We start from the raw sequence: 16,907 nt of genomic DNA on the forward strand, positions 1-16,907 counted from the left end.
GCCGGAGGCGCAGCCCCTGCTGTCCTGGCGCTACCCGCCCACCGGCCCCCGCCCGATCGCGCGCCCCATGCGCACCGTCGCCCCGGGTAGCAGGTCGTCTGACCAGTTCACCCCGGAATCGGCGAACAGCAGGATTACCGTCGAGCCCATGTTGAAGCGCCCCATCTCCTCGCCCTTGCGCAGGAAGGGGGCGGGGCGGTCCTCGCCGTAGCGGGTGGTGGTGATGCGCCGGCCGTGGGGCGGGGTGACGAGGCCGGCCCAGACCGTCTCGATGGCGGCGACGTTGATGGCGCCGACCAGGACCATGGCCATGGCGCCCAGCGGGGTGTCGAAGACCGTGACCACGCGCTCGTTGCGGGCGAACAGCCGCGGCACGGTGCGCACGGTATGCGGGGCGACGCTGAACAGCCGGCCCGGGACATGGGTCATGCGGCGCAGGGTGCCGTCCACCGGCATGTGGATGCGGTGATAGTCGCGCGGCGAGAGGTAGAGGGTGGTGAAGCGGCCGCCCGCGAATTCCTCGGCCAGGCCGTCGGAGCCGCCGAGCAGTTCCAGCACGCTGTAGTCGTGTCCCTTGGCCTGCACGAGCCGGCCGCTCGTCACGGGGCCGGCCTGGCTCACGGTGCCGTCCACCGGCGAGGCCACCTGCTGCGGGTCCCTGGCCAGCGGTCGCAGCTCGGGGCGGATGGCCCGGGTGAAGAACGCGTTGAAGCTCGCATAGGCCCCGGGGTCCGGCTCCAGGGCCTCGCTCATGTCCACGCCGAAGTGGCGGATGAACCAGCGCAGGAAGGGGGCCTTCAGCGGCGTACGCAGCCGGGTGAGGGCGAAGATCACGCGGGAGATGGCGTGATGGGGCAGTGCATACAGCGGCAGGGACTTGAGGTAGTCCCCGACGGACGGCTTGTGATCGGTCATGCCTGTGTTCAGCGGTAGTGCTTGCGCAGCGTGGCGAGGTCGCGGGCCATGGCCAGCGGGTCGTGGGGGGCGCCGAACACGGCGCTCAGCCGGCCTTTGGGGTCGATGAGCAGGATCGAGGCGCTGTGGTCCACCAGGTAGTTGTCCGGGTCGTTCGGGTCCGGCGTCTTGACGGCGAGGATGCCGAGCGGGCCGGTCAGCCGGGTGATCTCGGCGTCGGGGCCGGTGATGCCGACGATGTCGTCGTGGAAGTAGCTGACGTAGTCGGCCATGCGTTCCGGGTGGTCGCGTTCCGGGTCCACCGAGACGAAGACGCCCTGCACGGGGTGTTCGCCGGGCTCGACGGCCTTGAGCGTCGAGCTGATGGTGGCGAGCGTGGTGGGGCAGATGTCCGGGCAGTAGGTATAGCCGAAGAAGACGAGGCTCCAGCGGCCTTCGAAGCGGGTCTGGTCGAAGTCGTCGCCGCGATGATCGGAGAGCCGGAATTCGGGGACCTGGTAGGCCTCGCCGCCCAGCGCGGTTCCGACCTCGAGACCGGGGGCCGTGTTGCTGGCCGAGGGGCCCGTGAAGCGGGCGGCCAGCAGGCCGAGCACGACGGCCAGTATGGCGACCCCGGCGTAGACGAGGGCGGTTTTGAGTTTGCGCGTATCCATAGGGGGCGTATTATTCCACAGCTTCCGACCTACTCACAGACAATCGCGATGCAGCAACGTTCCTCCACCACCGGCCTCGAGACCATCCGCGACTTCATCCGCTGGGGCATGAGCCGCTTCAACGAGGCGGGCATCCATTTCGGTCACGGCACCGACAACGCCCTGGACGAGGCCGCCTATCTCACGCTGCACGCCCTGCACCTGCCCACGGACCTGCCGCCGACCCTGCTCGACGCCCGTCTCACGCCCGAGGAGAAGCAGGCGGTCGCCAATCTGCTGGAGCGTCGCGTGAGCGAGCGCAAGCCGGCCGCCTATCTCACCCGCCAGGCCTTTTTCGCCGGGCTGGAGTTCTTCGTCGATGAACGCGTGCTGGTGCCGCGCTCGCCCATCGCGGAGCTGATCCACGACGGCTTCGCCCCCTGGGTGGCGGCGGACGAGGTGCGCCGGGTACTCGACCTGTGCACCGGCAGCGGCTGCATCGGCATCGCCTGCGCCCACGCCTTCCCCGAGGCGGAGGTGGATCTGGCCGACATCTCCCCCGATGCCCTCGCCGTGGCCGGGGAGAACATCCGCCGCCATCAGCTCGGCGAGCGGGTGCGCGCCATCGAGTCCGACCTCTTCGCCGCGCTGGGCGATGCCCGTTACGACATCATCGTCTCCAATCCTCCCTACGTGGACGCCGAGGACATGGCGGCCCTGCCCGAGGAATACCGTGCCGAGCCCGAGCTGGGGCTGGCCGCCGGCGACGACGGCCTGGACATCGCCCATCGCATCCTGCGCGAGGCGGGCCGTCACCTCAATCCGGGTGGCATCCTGGTGGTGGAGGTCGGCAACAGCGAGGCGGCGCTGGTCGCGGCCTATCCCGACGCGCCCTTCACCTGGCTGGAGTTCGAGCACGGCGGGCAGGGCGTGTTCCTGCTCACCGCCGAACAGCTCGCGGCGCTGGAACTGCCCGCGGCTTGACCGAGGTCATCGCCCGGGCGCATCCACGCGGGTAAGTTGCCCGGCATGACGACTTCCCAGCAGATCGAATTCGATACCGACCTGATCCGCCGCTACGACACGGCCGGGCCGCGCTATACCTCCTATCCCACCGCCGTGCAGTTCCACGAGGGGTTCACGGCGGCGCGTTATGCCGAGATCGCGCGGGCCACGAACGCGAAAGGCGGGCCGCTGTCGCTGTATTTCCACCTGCCGTTCTGCGACACGGTCTGTTACTACTGCGCCTGCAACAAGGTGGTGACGAAGAACCGCGACCGGGCGCAGCCCTACCTGGACCGCCTGCATCGCGAGATCGCGATGCAGGCGGCGTTGTTCGACGACCACCGGCCCGTCGACCAGCTGCACTGGGGCGGCGGCACGCCGACCTTCATCAGCCACGCGCAGATGCGCGAACTCATGCGCGTGACCGGCGAGCACTTCAACCTGCGCGGCGACGACAGCGGCGAGTACTCCATCGAGATCGACCCGCGGGAGGTGCACCCGGACACCATCGCCACCCTGCGCGAGATCGGTTTCAACCGGCTGAGCCTGGGCGTGCAGGACTTCGATCCGCGCGTACAGCAGGCCGTGAACCGCATCCAGAGCGAGGAAGAGACCCTTGGCGTGATCCGAGAGGCGCGCGCGGCGGGCTTCCGGTCGATCAGCGTCGACCTCATCTACGGCCTGCCGCTGCAGTCGCCCGGGAGTTTTCACGACACGGTGGCGCGCATCATCGACGTGAATCCCGACCGCGTCTCGGTGTTCAACTACGCGCACATGCCCGAGCTCTTCAAGCCGCAGCGACGCATCAACGAGACCGAGCTGCCCAGTCCCGCCGACAAGCTCGAGATCCTGCATCAGACCATCGATCAGCTGTCGGCGGCGGGTTACGTCTACATCGGCATGGACCACTTCGCCAAGCCCGATGACGAGCTCGCCGTGGCCCAGCGCGAGGGCACGCTGTACCGCAACTTCCAGGGCTACTCCACGCACGCCGAGTGCGACCTGGTGGCCATGGGCGTGACCTCCATCGGCATGGTGGGCGATGCCTATGCGCAGAACCTGAAAGGACTCGAGGACTACTACGCCCGCATCGATGCCGGCGAACTCGCCGTGTTCCGCGGCGTGGAACTCGATGCCGACGATAAACTCCGACGCGCCGTCATCACCGACCTCATCTGTCACTTCGTGCTGGATTTCGCCGTGGTGGAGCGGGGCCACGGCATCGTCTTTGCCGATTACTTCGCCGAGGAACTCGAGGCGCTGAGGGTCATGGAGGCCGATGGCCTGTTGAGCCTGGATGCCGGGGGCATTCGCGTGAGTCCGCGCGGGCGCCTGCTGATCCGCAACATCTGCATGGTGTTTGACCGCTACCTGCGCGAGGCGCGCGAGCGGCGTTTCTCCAGGGTGATCTGACCCCGCAGCTGCCCGCCGGGAGGTCGGCGGGCCTACGTCGTCAGACCGATGGCCGCTTCCAGCCGCTGCTTGATGTGTTCGGCCAGATGGGAGCCGGGAATGCCGTCACCCAGCGGTATCTTGCGCCCGTTGCGGGAGAGCGCGTGCAGCTGGTAGTACACCGTGCGCCTGCCGCCCACGGTGCTCGAGCCCCCCTGTTTGATCCGGATCTCCTCCACATCGTCGACAAAGCCACGGCGTGCGCGGCTCAGCCCGAGCAGGGTGCGCCGGCTGGTGATCTCGCCGTTGTGCACGATCACTTCCAGCGAGTTGCCGGCGATGTAGACGCCTGCGAGGAACAGGCCGAGGCCGACCAGGCCGAAGACGAGACCGAACAGCCCCCCGGCCCAGGCGAACCAGTCAGAAGGGTCTTCCACGATGCCGCGCCCGAGGAACACCACCGGCACGAAGAACACCACCCCGAACACGAGCAGGGCGACGCCCATGCCGCGCAGTCGCGAACTAGGGTAGGCGAAGCGATGGCTGTCGCCGCGGGTCTCGATCCCGACCACCTTCGCCGGGATCTCGATGTCGGCGTGCACGGACTCCAGCTCGGGGGCGGCACGGATGTGGCTGGGGCGTGGATTCTCGTTTTGCTCCACCGGGATCGTCACGCGTCGGTCCAGGTCCACGCCGGGCACCTCGGCGGTGAGATGCAGTTCCCACTCGTGGTAGTCGCGATCCGGCTCATCGCTCGGCGGCAGGTCGGGCGGCGTGTCGAAGCGGAACTCGAGCTGGGTGCCGCGGCCCACCGCCATGGGCGTGAGCGTCTGGGTACGCTCCCACAGCACGGTCTCGCTGCGGCTGGTGCTCTTGCCGCTGCGGCGGATACGCACGTGCTTGCACAGCAGCTGCACGTCCACCTGTTCCCGGCTGGCCAGCCGGCCTTCGAGTTTGATGGTGCCGGCCACCGCGCCACCGACCTGGCCCGGGTGCGGATCCAGTCGTACCTCGACCACGCCAAAGCGCTTCCAGCCGAGATAGCCCTTGACCGTCATGTATCCGAGCCACAGGGCGGCGAGCGGGAACAACAACACAACGAGAATGGCCAGGTTGCCCTTGCCGATCTCCTCCGGGATCGCCAGGACGCCGGGCAGCGGGATGAGCGTGAACATCGCCGTCATGAAGCCGAACACGTAGACCTGGGCCAGCCCCTTTTCGCGGATCACGGGGCGGCCGTGCAGGTCCTGCCCGGCCTTGCGCTGGGCAAGGCGGCCGATGAAGGTGAAGAACAGGCCGGCCCCCGCGAAGACGATGGCGAAGATGGACATGAAGCCCATGAGCGGCCAGCGCAGTTCGCGGTCGAGCAGGGCCTCGGTCGGATCGGCGGGGTTCACCCAGGCGGTGAGGTGGTGGTTGTTGCGCTGGGCATGGGCCAGCTTGCTGTGCCAGCGCTGGTGGTAGTCGCCGATGTTGTCGCTGCCGCCGTGCACGCTCACGCGGGTGCCCGTGTAGTCCCGGCCATCGAAGCGGTAGCGGTAGGTGGCATCGACCCGGTAGGTGGTGCCGTCGTCGCTGCGCGAGACGTGCAGGTCGGTGGCAAGCACCGTGGCCTGCACCGGCACCCAGTCGCGGGCCTCGAGATAATTGAGTGCCGCGCCACCGATCATGAAGATCCCGAAGCCGAGCCCGACGGCGACGAAGATCAGGCCGAAGTAGTTGAGGCCCTTGCCGGCCTTCTTTTTCGTGGTGGTTTTCACGCGCCGCTCCCGCCCAAAGACCGATGCATTATGCGGTTTTTGGCCGTGGCTGATAAGGCGGAAGGCGGGCACGCGCGAACGGCGACACGGCGCGGAAACCTGCTACAATGCGCGCCATGTCAGGAAACAGCATCGGCAAACTGTTCACGGTCACCTCCTTCGGTGAGAGTCACGGCCCGGCCATCGGCTGCATCGTCGACGGCTGCCCGCCCGGTATGGAACTCTCCGAGGCCGACCTGCAGCAGGACCTGGAGCGCCGCCGCCCCGGCAAGACGCGCCACACCACCCAGCGCCGTGAACCCGACCAGGTGGAGATCCTCTCCGGCGTGTTCGAGGGCCGTACCACCGGCACGCCGATCGCGCTCATGATCCGCAACGTGGACCAGCGCTCCAAGGACTACGGCGACATCATGAACACCTTCCGTCCGGGGCACGCCGATTACACCTATTACAGGAAATACGGCCTGCGCGACTACCGCGGCGGCGGCCGTTCCTCGGCCCGCGAGACGGCCATGCGCGTGGCGGCCGGCGCCATCGCCAAGAAGTACCTGAAGGAACGCCATGGCGTGCTCATCCGCGGCTACCTCGCCCAGCTCGGCCCCATCCGGGCCGAGGCCTTCGACTGGGACGAGGTGGAGAACAATCCCTTCTTCTGTCCGGACGCCGGCAAGGTGGCCGAGATGGAAAAGTACATGGACGCCCTGCGCAAGGAGGGCAACTCCATCGGCGCGCGCATCAACGTGGTGGCCCAGGGCGTGCCGCCGGGCTGGGGCGAACCCATCTTCGACCGGCTGGATGCCGACATCGCCCACGCGATGATGGCCATCAATGCGGTCAAGGGCGTGGAGATCGGCGCGGGCTTTGCCTGCGTGGAGCAGAAGGGCACCGAGCACCGCGACGAGATCACCATGGACGGTTTCCTCTCCAACCACGCCGGTGGCGTGCTGGGCGGCATCTCCTCGGGGCAGGACATCGCGGTGTCCATCGCGCTCAAGCCGACCTCCAGCATGCGCCTGCCCGGACGCAGCGTGGACCTCGACGGCAACCCCGCCGAGGTGATCACCACCGGCCGCCACGACCCCTGCGTGGGCATACGCGCCACCCCCATCGCCGAGGCCATGCTGGCCATCGTGCTGATGGACCACATGCTGCGCCACCGCGCCCAGAACGCCGACGTCACCACGGACCTCCCGGACATCCCGGCCTCTGCCTGACGGCATGCGTGCCACCGCCCCAGGCCCGGCCCCGTATTACCGGCTGTCCGGGCTGTACTTCTTCTATTTCGCGAGCATCGGGGCCTTCGTCCCGTTCTGGTCGCTGTACCTGGCCGACCTCGGCTTCGCCCCCGCCGCCATCGGCGAGCTGATGGCCATCCTGGTCGCCACCAAGATCATCGCCCCCAACCTCTGGGGCTGGATGGCCGACCACACCGGCCAGCGCATGCGCATCATCCGCATCGCCACCTTCCTCGCCTTCCTCATCTTCATGGGCGTGATCTTCGTCAGCGGCTACTGGCCGCTGGCCATCCTCATGGCCGCCTTCAGCTTCTTCTGGCACGCGACCCTGCCGCAGCTGGAGGCCACCACCATGGGGCACCTGCGCGAGGACGCCCACCGCTATGCGCACATCCGCCTGTGGGGGTCGATCGGCTTCATCGTCAGCGTGAGCCTGATGTCGCCGGTGTTCGATGCCATCGGTATCCAGTGGTTGCCGGTGATCGTGCTGCTGCTGCTGGGCGGCATCTGGCTCAATGCCCTGTTCGTGCCGGGCGAGGGGGAGGTGGTCGCGCAGGACGACGGCGTCTCGATCTGGCGGGTGCTGCGCACGCCGGCGGTGATCGCGCTGTTCGCCGCCTGCTTCTTCATGCAGGCCAGCCACGGCCCCTACTACACCTTTTTCAGCATCTACCTCGAGGACCACGGCTATGCGCGCAGCGTGGTCGGCTCGCTGTGGGCGCTGGGAGTGGTCGCCGAGGTGCTGGTCTTCACCCAGATGCACCGGCTGCTGCCGCGCTTCGGCGCCTCGCGCCTGCTGCTGTTCGCCATCGTCGTGACCACGCTGCGCTGGGTGCTCATCGCCCTGTTCGTGGACGTGGTGCCGGTGCTGCTGGTCGCCCAGCTCATGCACGCGGCGAGCTACGGGCTGTATCACGCCGCGGCCATCTCGCTGATCCACAGGCTGTTTCCCGGACGCCTGCAGGGGCGCGGCCAGGCCCTGTATTCCAGCCTGAGCTTCGGGGTGGGCGGGGCGCTGGGCAGCCTGGCCAGCGGGTATGTCTGGGAGGGCCAGGGCGGGGCGGCCACCTACCTGCTGGCGGCGATGCTCGCCGGCCTCGGCATCCTGGCCGCCATCGCCACCCGTGTCCTGGTCCCGCGCCTGCTGGCCGCGCAGGGGCGCTCGCTGAGGGACGTCTAGGCAGGGGAGGCGCCTGGCCGCTAGTCCGGGTGTGCGGCCAGTGTCTCGATGAAGGCCTGGGCGGCGTTGGACAGCGTGCGCTCGCGGTGGCGTACCGTGCCGAGCTGGCGAACCAGCCGTAATTCTTCTACATGGAGTTCCCGGAGTTCCGGGCCGAGCATGGTGCGGGGCAGCGCGCTCCAGCCCAGGCCGATGGAGACCATCATCTTGATGGTCTCCATGTAGTTGGTCTCGAGATTGACGTTGAGTGTGGTGCCCGTGGCCGCCACGGCGCCGGCGATGATCTCGCGGGTGTAGGTGCCCACGGCCGGCAGGATGGCGGGGTAGGCGGCCAGCTCGCGCAGCGCCACCTGGCCCCGCCCGGCGAGCGGGTGGTTGAGCCCGGTGACGACCACCAGCGGATCGTCCCAGACGAGGCCTGTGTCAAGGACGGGCGCGGGGGCCGAGGGTAACGTGACCACCGCCAGTTCCAGATCGCCGTGCTCCACCGCGGCGCAGGCGGCCTCCGAATCCATGAAGCGCAGGTCCAGTTCCACCTGCGGATGGTCGCGGGTGTAGCGGCGCAGCACCGGCGGCAGGCGATGCAGGCCGATGTGGTGGGAGGTGGCCAGGCTGAGCGGGCCGCGCACCTCCAGCGAGAGGTTGGCGATGAGCCGGCGGCTCTCCTCCAGCTCCTGCAGGATGCGCCGGGCATTGGGCAGCAGGGTGCGGCCCGCCTCGGTGAGCGCCAGGCGCCGGCCGATGCGGTCGAACAGCGGCGTACCGAGTTCGGTCTCCAGCCCCGCGAGCCGCTTGCTCACGGCCGGCTGGGTGAGGTGCAGGGCCTCGGCGGCGCGGGAGACCGAGGCCGCCTCGGCCACGGCGACGAAGGTCTGCAGGGCCTGGATCTCCATGGCGATGCCTCCTGATTGGATTCCTGTGAGGAATCAAATATATGAAAAATATGAATTGGCGTTATTCTAACGCGATGCGTAGACTGGTCGCCATCCTCAAGTGAGATCCGATACATGGCTGGAAAAACGCTCTACGACAAGCTCTGGGACGCGCACGTGGTGCGCGAGGAAAACGGCACGGCGCTGCTCTACATCGACCGCCACCTGGTGCACGAGGTGACCTCCCCGCAGGCCTTCGAGGGTCTGCGCCTGGCGGGGCGCCAGCCCTGGCGCGGCAGCTCGGTGCTGGCGGTGCCGGACCACAACGTCCCCACCACCGACCGCAGCCACGGCATCGCCGACCCGGTGTCGCGCACCCAGGTGGAGACGCTGGACGCCAACTGCCGCGAGTTCCGGATCACCGAGTTCAGCATGAACGACAGCCGCCAGGGCATCGTGCACGTGATCGGCCCGGAGCAGGGCGCGACCCTGCCGGGCATGACCGTGGTCTGCGGCGATTCGCATACCTCTACCCACGGCGCCTTCGGCGCGCTGGCCTTCGGCATCGGCACCTCCGAGGTGGAGCACGTGCTCGCCACCCAGACGCTGCTGCAGAAGAAGTCGAAGTCCATGCTCATCAGCGTGGACGGGCAGGTCGGCCCGGGCGTCACCGCCAAGGACATCGTGCTCGCCATCATCGGCGAGATCGGCACCGCCGGTGGCACCGGCTACGCCATCGAGTTCGGTGGCGAGGCGATCCGCGCGCTGTCGATGGAAGGGCGCATGACCGTGTGCAACATGGCCATCGAGGCCGGCGCACGCGCCGGCATGGTGGCGGTGGACGAGACCACCGTCGAGTATGTACAGGGCCGCCCCTACGCCCCGCGCGTCGACGAGTGGGATCGCGCCGTCGCGGCCTGGTTCGAGCTGCATTCGGACGAGGACGCCGAGTTCGATCGCGTGGTGCGCATCGATGCCGCCGGCATCAAGCCGCAGGTCACCTGGGGCACCTCGCCCGAGATGGTCGCACCGGTCAACGGCCGCGTGCCGGACCCGGAGCAGGAGATGGACGCGGTACGTGCCGACGGCATGCGCCGCGCACTGGAATACATGGGGCTTTCGCCGAACATGCCGATCAGCGATATTGCGGTCGACAAGGTGTTCATCGGCTCCTGCACCAACTCGCGCATCGAGGACCTGCGCGCCGCCGCTGCCGTGGCCAGGGGGCGCAAGGTCGCCGACAACGTCAAGCTGGCCATGGTCGTCCCGGGCTCGGGCCTGGTGAAGGCCCAGGCCGAGAAGGAAGGCCTGGACCGGATCTTCCTCGACGCGGGTTTCGAGTGGCGCGAGCCCGGCTGTTCCATGTGCCTGGCCATGAACGCCGACCGGCTCGAGCCGAGCGAGCGCTGCGCCTCGACCTCGAACCGCAACTTCGAGGGTCGCCAGGGGCAGGGCGGGCGCACCCACCTGGTGAGCCCCGCCATGGCCGCGGCCGCGGCAGTGGCCGGGCATTTTGTCGATGTGCGTGAACTGGTTTCCTGAGACAGGAGTGGTCGTGATGAAGCGAGTCGTGGCAATGGCATTGCTGGTGATGGTCCTGGTGGCACTGAGCGGCTGCGAGACCATGAAGGGCCTGGGCAAGGACATCGAGAACCTGGGCGAGAGCATGCAGAAGAGCAGCGAGAACAGAGACTAAGATCATGCAGGCATTTACCGTCGTGGATGGGCTCGTGGCCCCGCTGGATCGTTCCAACGTGGACACCGATGCCATCATCCCCAAGCAGTACCTCAAGTCGGTCAAGCGCACGGGCTTTGGCCCCAATGCCTTCGACGACTGGCGTTACCTCGATCCGGGCGAGCCCGGCATGGACATGAGCCAGCGTCGACCGAATCCCGACTTCGTGCTCAACCAGCCGCGCTACCAGGGCGCCGAGATCCTGCTGGCGCGCAAGAACTTCGGCTGCGGCTCCTCGCGTGAACACGCGGTGTGGGCGCTGACCGACTATGGTTTTCGTGCCGTGATCGCGCCGAGCTTCGCCGACATCTTCTTCAACAACAGCTTCAAGAACGGGCTGCTGCCGATCCAGCTCGACGAGGCGGTGGTCGACCAGCTGTTCCGCGAGACGGAGGCGACCGAGGGCTACCGCCTGGTCATCGACCTGGCGGCGCAGACGGTGACCACGCCTGCGGGCGAGGCCTTCGGCTTCGAGGTCGATCCCTTCCGCAAGCACTGCCTGCTGAACGGACTGGACGACATCGCGCTGACCCTGCAGCACGCTGACGCGATTCGCGCCTACGAGGAAAAACGCCGGGCCGAGGCGCCCTGGCTGTTCCGCGAGGCCGCGTCCTGAACACGATGCCTGTGACGCATCACGACTGACATATAAAGATACAGAGGCACTAGATCATGACGAGCAAACTGCTGGTACTGCCGGGCGACGGCATTGGTCCTGAGATCGTGGCCGAGGCCGTGAAGGTGCTCGAGGCCCTGCGCCGCGACCATGGCCTGTCCATCGAGATGGAAGAGGCCCCTATCGGCGGTGCCGGCTACGACGCCGAGGGGCACCCGCTGCCCGAGGTGACGCTGGAGCTCGCGAAGCAGTCCGATGCGGTGCTGCTCGGTGCCGTCGGCGGCCCGCCGTACGACACCCTGCCGCGCGAGCTACGCCCGGAGCGCGGCCTGCCCGGCATCCGCTCGGAACTGGATCTGTTCGCCAACCTGCGCCCGGCCATCCTCTATCCGCAGCTGGCCGAGGCCTCCACGCTCAAGCCCGAGGTGGTCGCGGGGCTGGACATCATGATCGTGCGCGAGCTCACCGGCGGCATCTACTTCGGCGAACCGCGCGGCATCCGCACCCTGGATGGCGGCGAGCGTGACGGCTACAACACCATGCGCTACAGCGAATCCGAGATCGAGCGCATCGCGCGCGCGGCCTTCGACGTGGCAATGAAACGCAACAAGCGCCTGTGCTCGGTGGACAAGGCCAACGTCATCGAGGTCTCCGAGCTGTGGCGCGAGGTGGTGACCGCCGTGGGCAAGGACTACCCGGAGGTCGAGCTGAGCCACATGTATGTCGACAACGCCGCCATGCAGCTGGTGCGTGCACCCAAGCAGTTCGACGTGATGGTCACCTCCAACATGTTCGGCGACATCCTCTCGGATGCCGCGGCCATGCTCACGGGCTCCATCGGCATGCTGCCCTCGGCCTCGCTGAATGCCTCGGGCCTGGGCATGTACGAACCCATCCACGGTTCCGCCCCCGACATCGCGGGCCAGGGCATCGCCAATCCGCTGGCCACCATCCTCTCCGTGTCCATGATGCTGCGCTACAGCCTGGAACAGCCGCAGCTGGCCGACCGTATCGAGGCCGCCGTCGGGCGCGTGCTCGACCAGGGGCTGCGCACCGCCGACATCTACTCGGCCGGCTGCCGCAAGGTGGGCACGGCCGAGATGGGCGACGCCATCGTCGCCGCGCTGGCCGACTGAACCGAGCCCCGCGCGCGACCTTCATTCACCGAATACAGACTGGGATAGATACTCATGAGCAAGACATACGATGTAGCCGTCGTCGGCGCCACCGGTGCTGTCGGCGAAACCATGCTGTCCATACTCGCCGAGCGCAGGTTCCCGGTGGGCAAGGTCTACCCGCTGGCCTCCAGCCGCTCCGCCGGCAAGAAGGTCGACTTCGGCGGCAAGCAGATCACGGTCGAGGACCTGGCCACCTTCGATTTCTCGAAGGTGCAGATCGGCCTGTTCTCCGCCGGTGCCTCCATCTCCGCCGAGTTCGCGCCCAAGGCGGCGGCCGCCGGTTGCGTGGTCATCGACAACACCTCGCAGTACCGCTACGACAAGGACATCCCGCTGGTGGTGCCCGAGGTCAATCCGCAGGCCATTGCCGATTACACCGTGCGGGGCATCATCGCCAACCCGAACTGCTCGACCATCCAGATGCTGGTGGCCCTCAAGCCGATCCACGACGCCGTGGGCATCGAGCGCATCAACGTCTGCACCTACCAGGCGGTGTCCGGCACGGGCAAGGAGGCCATCGAGGAACTGGCGCGCCAGAGCGCGGACCTGCTCAACGGCAAGGGCGAGGTGGCCTGCGAGGTCTACCCGAAGCAGATCGCCTTCAACTGCCTGCCGCACATCGACGTCTTCCAGGACAACGGTTACACCAAGGAAGAGATGAAGATGGTGTGGGAGACCCGCAAGATCATGGGGGACGAGAGCATCCTGGTGAACCCGACGGCGGTGCGCGTGCCCGTGTTCTTCGGCCACTCCGAGGCGGTGCACATCGAGACCCGCGAGAAGATCAGTGCCGAGGCCGTGCGCAAGCTGCTGGAAAAGGCCCCGGGTGTGAAGGTGCTGGACGATCGCAAGGACGGTGGCTACCCCACGGCCGTGACCGAGGGCGCCAACAACGATCCCACCTGGGTGGGGCGTATCCGCGAGGATATCTCGCACCCGCGGGGCATCAACCTCTGGGTGGTGGCCGACAACGTGCGCAAGGGGGCGGCACTAAATAGTGTTCAAATCGCCGAGATTTTGATAAAAGACTATTTGTAATCTATAGTTACAGCACTTATTTCGAGTGGCTTGCTTAAAGTAAACTCTCGGGAGTTGCTGTCAGGGCCCTGGTGTTGGAGAAAAATAAGGGAGGCTGGGGTGCATGGCCGGCATGAACGTCATAATGAGGGGAATAACAAGTGCGTAGATTGGCCTTGGGCTTAGCCCTGCTGGGAACCCTGATTCCGGCAATTTCCCACGCCCTGGGACTGGGGGAGATCGAAGTCGACTCGGCACTGCATCAGCCGCTCAAGGCCGAGATCGACCTGGTGTCGGCGACCGAGAGCGACCTGGCGACGTTGCGGGTCGAACTGGCCTCGGCCGAGGTCTTCGAGCGGGTCGGCATCGATCGTCCCTACCTGCTGCGGGAACTCCAGTTCGAGCCGGTGATGAACGCCAACGGCGAGCCCGTGATCCGCGTCACCACCGCCCAGCCCATTCGCGAGCCCTTCCTCAACTTCCTGGTCGAGATCCGCTGGCCCCGTGGCCGGCTGCTGCGCGAATACACCATTCTGCTCGACCCGCCGGTCTTCTTCGAGGAGCGGCGGGCCGCCGCGGCCGCCGCCCCGGAGGTCGCCCCCGAGCCGGCCGCCGTGCCGGTGCCGCCGGTGGCAGGTGCCCCCGAGCTGGCTCCTGCTCCTGCTCCGGCACCTGCTCCGGCGCCCATGCCCGAGGCGGTCGCGCCCGAACCCGAGCCTCTAGCGGCCCCCGTCGAGCCCGAGCCGGTGCCGGCCTACGAGCCCCCGCCGCCAGCCCCCGTGTCCCGTACCGAGCCGGTCCCGCGTGCCGGAGGGGACAGCGTGATCCTGCCGGCCCCGCGCGAGACCTATAGCTATGGGGACGCCGAGCCGGTCGCCACGGCGCCGGAAGAATTCGAGCTCTTCCCGCGCATCCCGATCGATGTGGCGGCGGCCCGTACCGAGGAGCTGCGTACCCAGCGGGGCGACACCCTCTCGCAGATCGCCCAGCAGGTCCGTCCCGACGACAGCATCTCCATGCCGCAGATGATGATGGCCCTGCTGCGCGCCAATCCCGAGGCCTTCTACAACGACAACATCAACAACCTCAAGAGCGGCTATGTCCTGCGCGTGCCCTCGCGCGAGGAGATCCAGTCCCTGAGCCGTGCCCAGGCCATGGCCGAGGTGAGCGAGCAGAATGCCCTGTGGCGCGAATACCGCGCCCAGGTGGCCGGCCAGGCCGTGCCCCAGGGCGTGGCCAGCGTGCCCGCCGGCGAGGCGGCTCCGGCCGCCGACGGCGAGACCGTGAGCGAGGCCCCGGCAGAGACTGCCGAGGGACGTCTGGAACTGGTCGGCACCGAGGAGCAACGTGGCACCGAGGGTGGACAGGTGGTTGGCGATGGCGAGGACACCGCCAGCCTGCAGCGCGAGCTCGCCATACTGCGCGAACAGGCCGAATCCCGCCGCATGGAGACCCAGGAGCTCCAGTCCCGGGTCCAGGAACTGGAAGAGACCCTGGCCCGCAAGGACCGCCTGATCGAACTGAAGGACGAAGAACTGCAGAACCTGCAGGCGCGGGTCGAAGCGGAGGCGTCTGCCGCCCCGGCAGCAGAACAGGCACCGACGGCCGGACCGGCCGAGGAGCCTGCCGCCGAGCCGATGCCGGAGGCAGCATCGGAGCCGGAGGTCGCGCCCACTACCGAGGAGCGTGCGGAACCGGCAGATACCGAGGCCGCCGCGCCGGAGACCGTCGAGCCCGCCCCGGCCGAAGCCCCCGTGGCTGAAGAAGCACCCGTGGCTGAAGCGCCCATGGATACCGAGACCGCCCCGGCCCCCGTGCCGGAGCCCAAGGTGACGCCGCCCCAGCCGGCGCCGGCACCGAGCTTCCTCGATGACCTGCTGGCCAACCCGAACATGTTGATGGCCGCGGGCTTTGGTGGCCTGCTGATCCTGGCCCTGGTCGCGCTGCTGCTGCGTCGCGGCAAGGGCGGCGACAAGCCGAAGGCCGAGAAGAAGCCCCGGGAGAAGAAGGAAAAGAAGGGAAAAAAGTCCGGGGCGGCTGAGGCAGCAGCTCCAGCCGCAGCCGTCGCGGCGGCGCCCCTGGCGAGTGAAGCGGCCGAGCCGGCACCGGCGGTCGAGTCGCCGGCCAGTACCAGGGCCGAAGCGCCAGCGGAGATGGATTTCGACCTCGAGGCCGAGGCCCCCGCAGCGGTGGATCTGGAGTCCACGCAGGCCCTCAGCGCTGCGGCGCCTGCGGCGCCCGGCGAGTCCGGCGACATCGAAACCGACGAGACCACGGAAGAGGCCGATGTCTACATCGCCTATGGTCTTTACCAGCAGGCGGAAGACCTGCTGAAGACGGCGATTGCCGGTCATCCGAACAAGCCGGTCTACCAGCTCAAGCTGGCCGAGACCCATTTCGCTGCACGCAATCTTGCCGGCTTCGAAGAGGCCGCCCGCGGCCTGCACGAGGCGCTGGGCGACGAGTCGAGCCCGATGTGGGCGCGTGTGGCGGCCATGGGCAAGGAGCTCAAGAGCGATAACCCGCTGTTTACGGGGACCGATACCGGCGGCTTCTCGGCGGCCGATTTCGAGCGCGAGAAGCCGGCCACCGCGGATATCGACCTCGGGGCCGATCTCGACGAGTCGCTCTCCGCCCCGCAGGACGATGCACTGGATCTGGGTGGTGATCTGGACCTGGGTGACTTCGACCTGGGCGAGCCGGAGCCGACGCAGGAAGAGACGTCCCTGGGCTTTGCCGGCGCCGACGAGACCATGAGCATGGACATGTCGGACGTCGCGGAGTCGGACGAGGCGGATGCCCTGGATCTCGGCGATTTCGGCGCCGATCTCGACCTGGGCGAGGGCGCCACGGCCGATACGGATGCCACCGGCGAGTCCCCCTCGCTGGCCGAGGAGACCGGCGAGCTGGAGTTCGATCTCGGTGAATTCGATCTGGGCGGCGGCGAGGCCGAAACGGAGACCAAGCCCGACACCGAGGCCACCGACGACGCACTGGACGTCGGTTTCGAGCTCGATACCAGCGATTTCGACCTGGGTGGCGAAGAGGCCATGGAAGAGCCCGCGACCGCGGCCGTGGACGAGACGGTGGAGCTGGATGTCGGCGATCTGGACTTCGGTCTGGACGAGGCGGCCACCGCCGAGACCGGGAGCGAGGGCCTGGCCTTTGGTGAAGAGGAGGAGGAAAGCGACCTCATTTCCGGTGGCGATGAAGTCGGCACCAAGCTCGATCTTGCCAAGGCCTACATCGACATGGGTGATGACGAGGGTGCCCGCAGCACCCTGGAAGAGGTCATGACCGAGGGCAACGCGGCACAGAAGCAGGAGGCGCAGGAGTTGCTGAACCAGATCGCCTGATCTGCCGACGCGCC

The 16,907-nt window shown here is 67.8% G+C and carries 14 protein-coding genes; 10 read left to right on the top strand and 4 right to left on the bottom strand.

Annotated elements, in window-relative coordinates:
• Positions 1–30: 30 nt before the first annotated feature.
• Together psd and HUJ28_02735 are read right to left on the bottom strand one after the other, a co-directional pair.
• Positions 31–915, bottom strand: coding sequence for a phosphatidylserine decarboxylase (gene psd / locus HUJ28_02730; protein MBD3618370.1), 885 nt, complete (start codon positions 913–915; stop codon positions 31–33).
• A gap of 8 nt (positions 916–923) precedes the next feature.
• Positions 924–1,568 (bottom strand): SCO family protein, encoded by a 645-nt coding sequence (locus tag HUJ28_02735; GenBank protein MBD3618371.1) that lies wholly within the window; start codon positions 1,566–1,568, stop codon positions 924–926.
• A 48-nt stretch (positions 1,569–1,616) separates the two neighbouring features.
• On the opposite strand from HUJ28_02735, the gene prmB reads away from it, so the two are divergent.
• Positions 1,617–2,531, top strand: a complete 915-nt coding sequence (gene prmB / locus HUJ28_02740) for a 50S ribosomal protein L3 N(5)-glutamine methyltransferase (protein MBD3618372.1) — start codon at positions 1,617–1,619, stop codon at positions 2,529–2,531.
• Between the two features lie 45 nt (positions 2,532–2,576).
• On the top strand, positions 2,577–3,965 hold the full coding sequence (gene hemN, locus HUJ28_02745) for an oxygen-independent coproporphyrinogen III oxidase (protein MBD3618373.1): 1,389 nt from the start codon (positions 2,577–2,579) through the stop codon (positions 3,963–3,965).
• A 32-nt stretch (positions 3,966–3,997) separates the two neighbouring features.
• Here the strand turns inward: hemN and HUJ28_02750 are convergent, their stop codons facing one another.
• Positions 3,998–5,704, bottom strand: a complete 1,707-nt coding sequence (locus HUJ28_02750; protein ID MBD3618374.1) for a DUF3592 domain-containing protein — start codon at positions 5,702–5,704, stop codon at positions 3,998–4,000.
• A gap of 116 nt (positions 5,705–5,820) precedes the next feature.
• Between HUJ28_02750 and aroC the strand changes: the two genes are divergently transcribed.
• Positions 5,821–6,918: a chorismate synthase gene (aroC, locus tag HUJ28_02755; GenBank protein ID MBD3618375.1), complete on the top strand. Its 1,098-nt coding sequence runs from the start codon at positions 5,821–5,823 to the stop codon at positions 6,916–6,918.
• 4 nt (positions 6,919–6,922) lie between these two features.
• The gene (locus HUJ28_02760) at positions 6,923–8,119 is read left to right on the top strand and encodes an MFS transporter (GenBank protein ID MBD3618376.1); all 1,197 of its coding nucleotides are present in this window, start codon (positions 6,923–6,925) and stop codon (positions 8,117–8,119) included.
• Positions 8,120–8,139: 20 nt separating this feature from the next.
• Here the strand turns inward: HUJ28_02760 and HUJ28_02765 are convergent, their stop codons facing one another.
• A complete protein-coding gene (locus tag HUJ28_02765; GenBank protein MBD3618377.1) occupies positions 8,140–9,012 on the bottom strand; it encodes a LysR family transcriptional regulator in 873 nt (290 codons plus the stop codon).
• Positions 9,013–9,126: 114 nt separating this feature from the next.
• On the opposite strand from HUJ28_02765, the gene leuC reads away from it, so the two are divergent.
• The 6 genes from leuC to HUJ28_02795 all read left to right on the top strand — a co-directional run bounded on the left by leuC (position 9,127) and on the right by HUJ28_02795 (position 16,893).
• Entirely contained in the window at positions 9,127–10,533 is a 1,407-nt protein-coding gene (gene leuC, locus HUJ28_02770; protein MBD3618378.1) for a 3-isopropylmalate dehydratase large subunit, read from the top strand.
• A gap of 16 nt (positions 10,534–10,549) precedes the next feature.
• Complete coding sequence (locus tag HUJ28_02775) at positions 10,550–10,687, top strand: entericidin A/B family lipoprotein (GenBank protein MBD3618379.1); 138 nt, start codon at positions 10,550–10,552, stop codon at positions 10,685–10,687.
• A 4-nt stretch (positions 10,688–10,691) separates the two neighbouring features.
• Positions 10,692–11,342 (top strand): 3-isopropylmalate dehydratase small subunit, encoded by a 651-nt coding sequence (gene leuD / locus HUJ28_02780; GenBank protein MBD3618380.1) that lies wholly within the window; start codon positions 10,692–10,694, stop codon positions 11,340–11,342.
• Positions 11,343–11,398: 56 nt separating this feature from the next.
• A complete protein-coding gene (gene leuB, locus HUJ28_02785) occupies positions 11,399–12,478 on the top strand; it encodes a 3-isopropylmalate dehydrogenase (GenBank protein MBD3618381.1) in 1,080 nt (359 codons plus the stop codon).
• A gap of 54 nt (positions 12,479–12,532) precedes the next feature.
• Positions 12,533–13,558, top strand: a complete 1,026-nt coding sequence (locus HUJ28_02790) for an aspartate-semialdehyde dehydrogenase (GenBank protein ID MBD3618382.1) — start codon at positions 12,533–12,535, stop codon at positions 13,556–13,558.
• Between the two features lie 155 nt (positions 13,559–13,713).
• A complete protein-coding gene (locus HUJ28_02795; protein MBD3618383.1) occupies positions 13,714–16,893 on the top strand; it encodes a hypothetical protein in 3,180 nt (1,059 codons plus the stop codon).
• The last annotated feature ends 14 nt before the right edge of the window (positions 16,894–16,907 follow it).

The sequence above is a fragment of the Chromatiales bacterium genome (assembly GCA_014762505.1).
Taxonomy (GTDB): Bacteria; Pseudomonadota; Gammaproteobacteria; order SpSt-1174; family SpSt-1174; genus SpSt-1174.

Excerpts from the sequence above, each read along its gene's own strand:
- psd (MBD3618370.1), bottom strand. The coding sequence starts at position 915 with ATGACCGATCACAAGCCGTCCGTCGGGGACTACCTCAAGTCCCTGCCG.
- HUJ28_02735 (MBD3618371.1), bottom strand. The coding sequence starts at position 1,568 with ATGGATACGCGCAAACTCAAAACCGCCCTCGTCTACGCCGGGGTCGCC.
- prmB (MBD3618372.1), top strand. The coding sequence starts at position 1,617 with ATGCAGCAACGTTCCTCCACCACCGGCCTCGAGACCATCCGCGACTTC.
- hemN (MBD3618373.1), top strand. The coding sequence starts at position 2,577 with ATGACGACTTCCCAGCAGATCGAATTCGATACCGACCTGATCCGCCGC.
- aroC (MBD3618375.1), top strand. The coding sequence starts at position 5,821 with ATGTCAGGAAACAGCATCGGCAAACTGTTCACGGTCACCTCCTTCGGT.
- HUJ28_02760 (MBD3618376.1), top strand. The coding sequence starts at position 6,923 with ATGCGTGCCACCGCCCCAGGCCCGGCCCCGTATTACCGGCTGTCCGGG.
- HUJ28_02765 (MBD3618377.1), bottom strand. The coding sequence starts at position 9,012 with ATGGAGATCCAGGCCCTGCAGACCTTCGTCGCCGTGGCCGAGGCGGCC.
- leuC (MBD3618378.1), top strand. The coding sequence starts at position 9,127 with ATGGCTGGAAAAACGCTCTACGACAAGCTCTGGGACGCGCACGTGGTG.
- HUJ28_02775 (MBD3618379.1), top strand. The coding sequence starts at position 10,550 with ATGAAGCGAGTCGTGGCAATGGCATTGCTGGTGATGGTCCTGGTGGCA.
- leuD (MBD3618380.1), top strand. The coding sequence starts at position 10,692 with ATGCAGGCATTTACCGTCGTGGATGGGCTCGTGGCCCCGCTGGATCGT.
- leuB (MBD3618381.1), top strand. The coding sequence starts at position 11,399 with ATGACGAGCAAACTGCTGGTACTGCCGGGCGACGGCATTGGTCCTGAG.
- HUJ28_02790 (MBD3618382.1), top strand. The coding sequence starts at position 12,533 with ATGAGCAAGACATACGATGTAGCCGTCGTCGGCGCCACCGGTGCTGTC.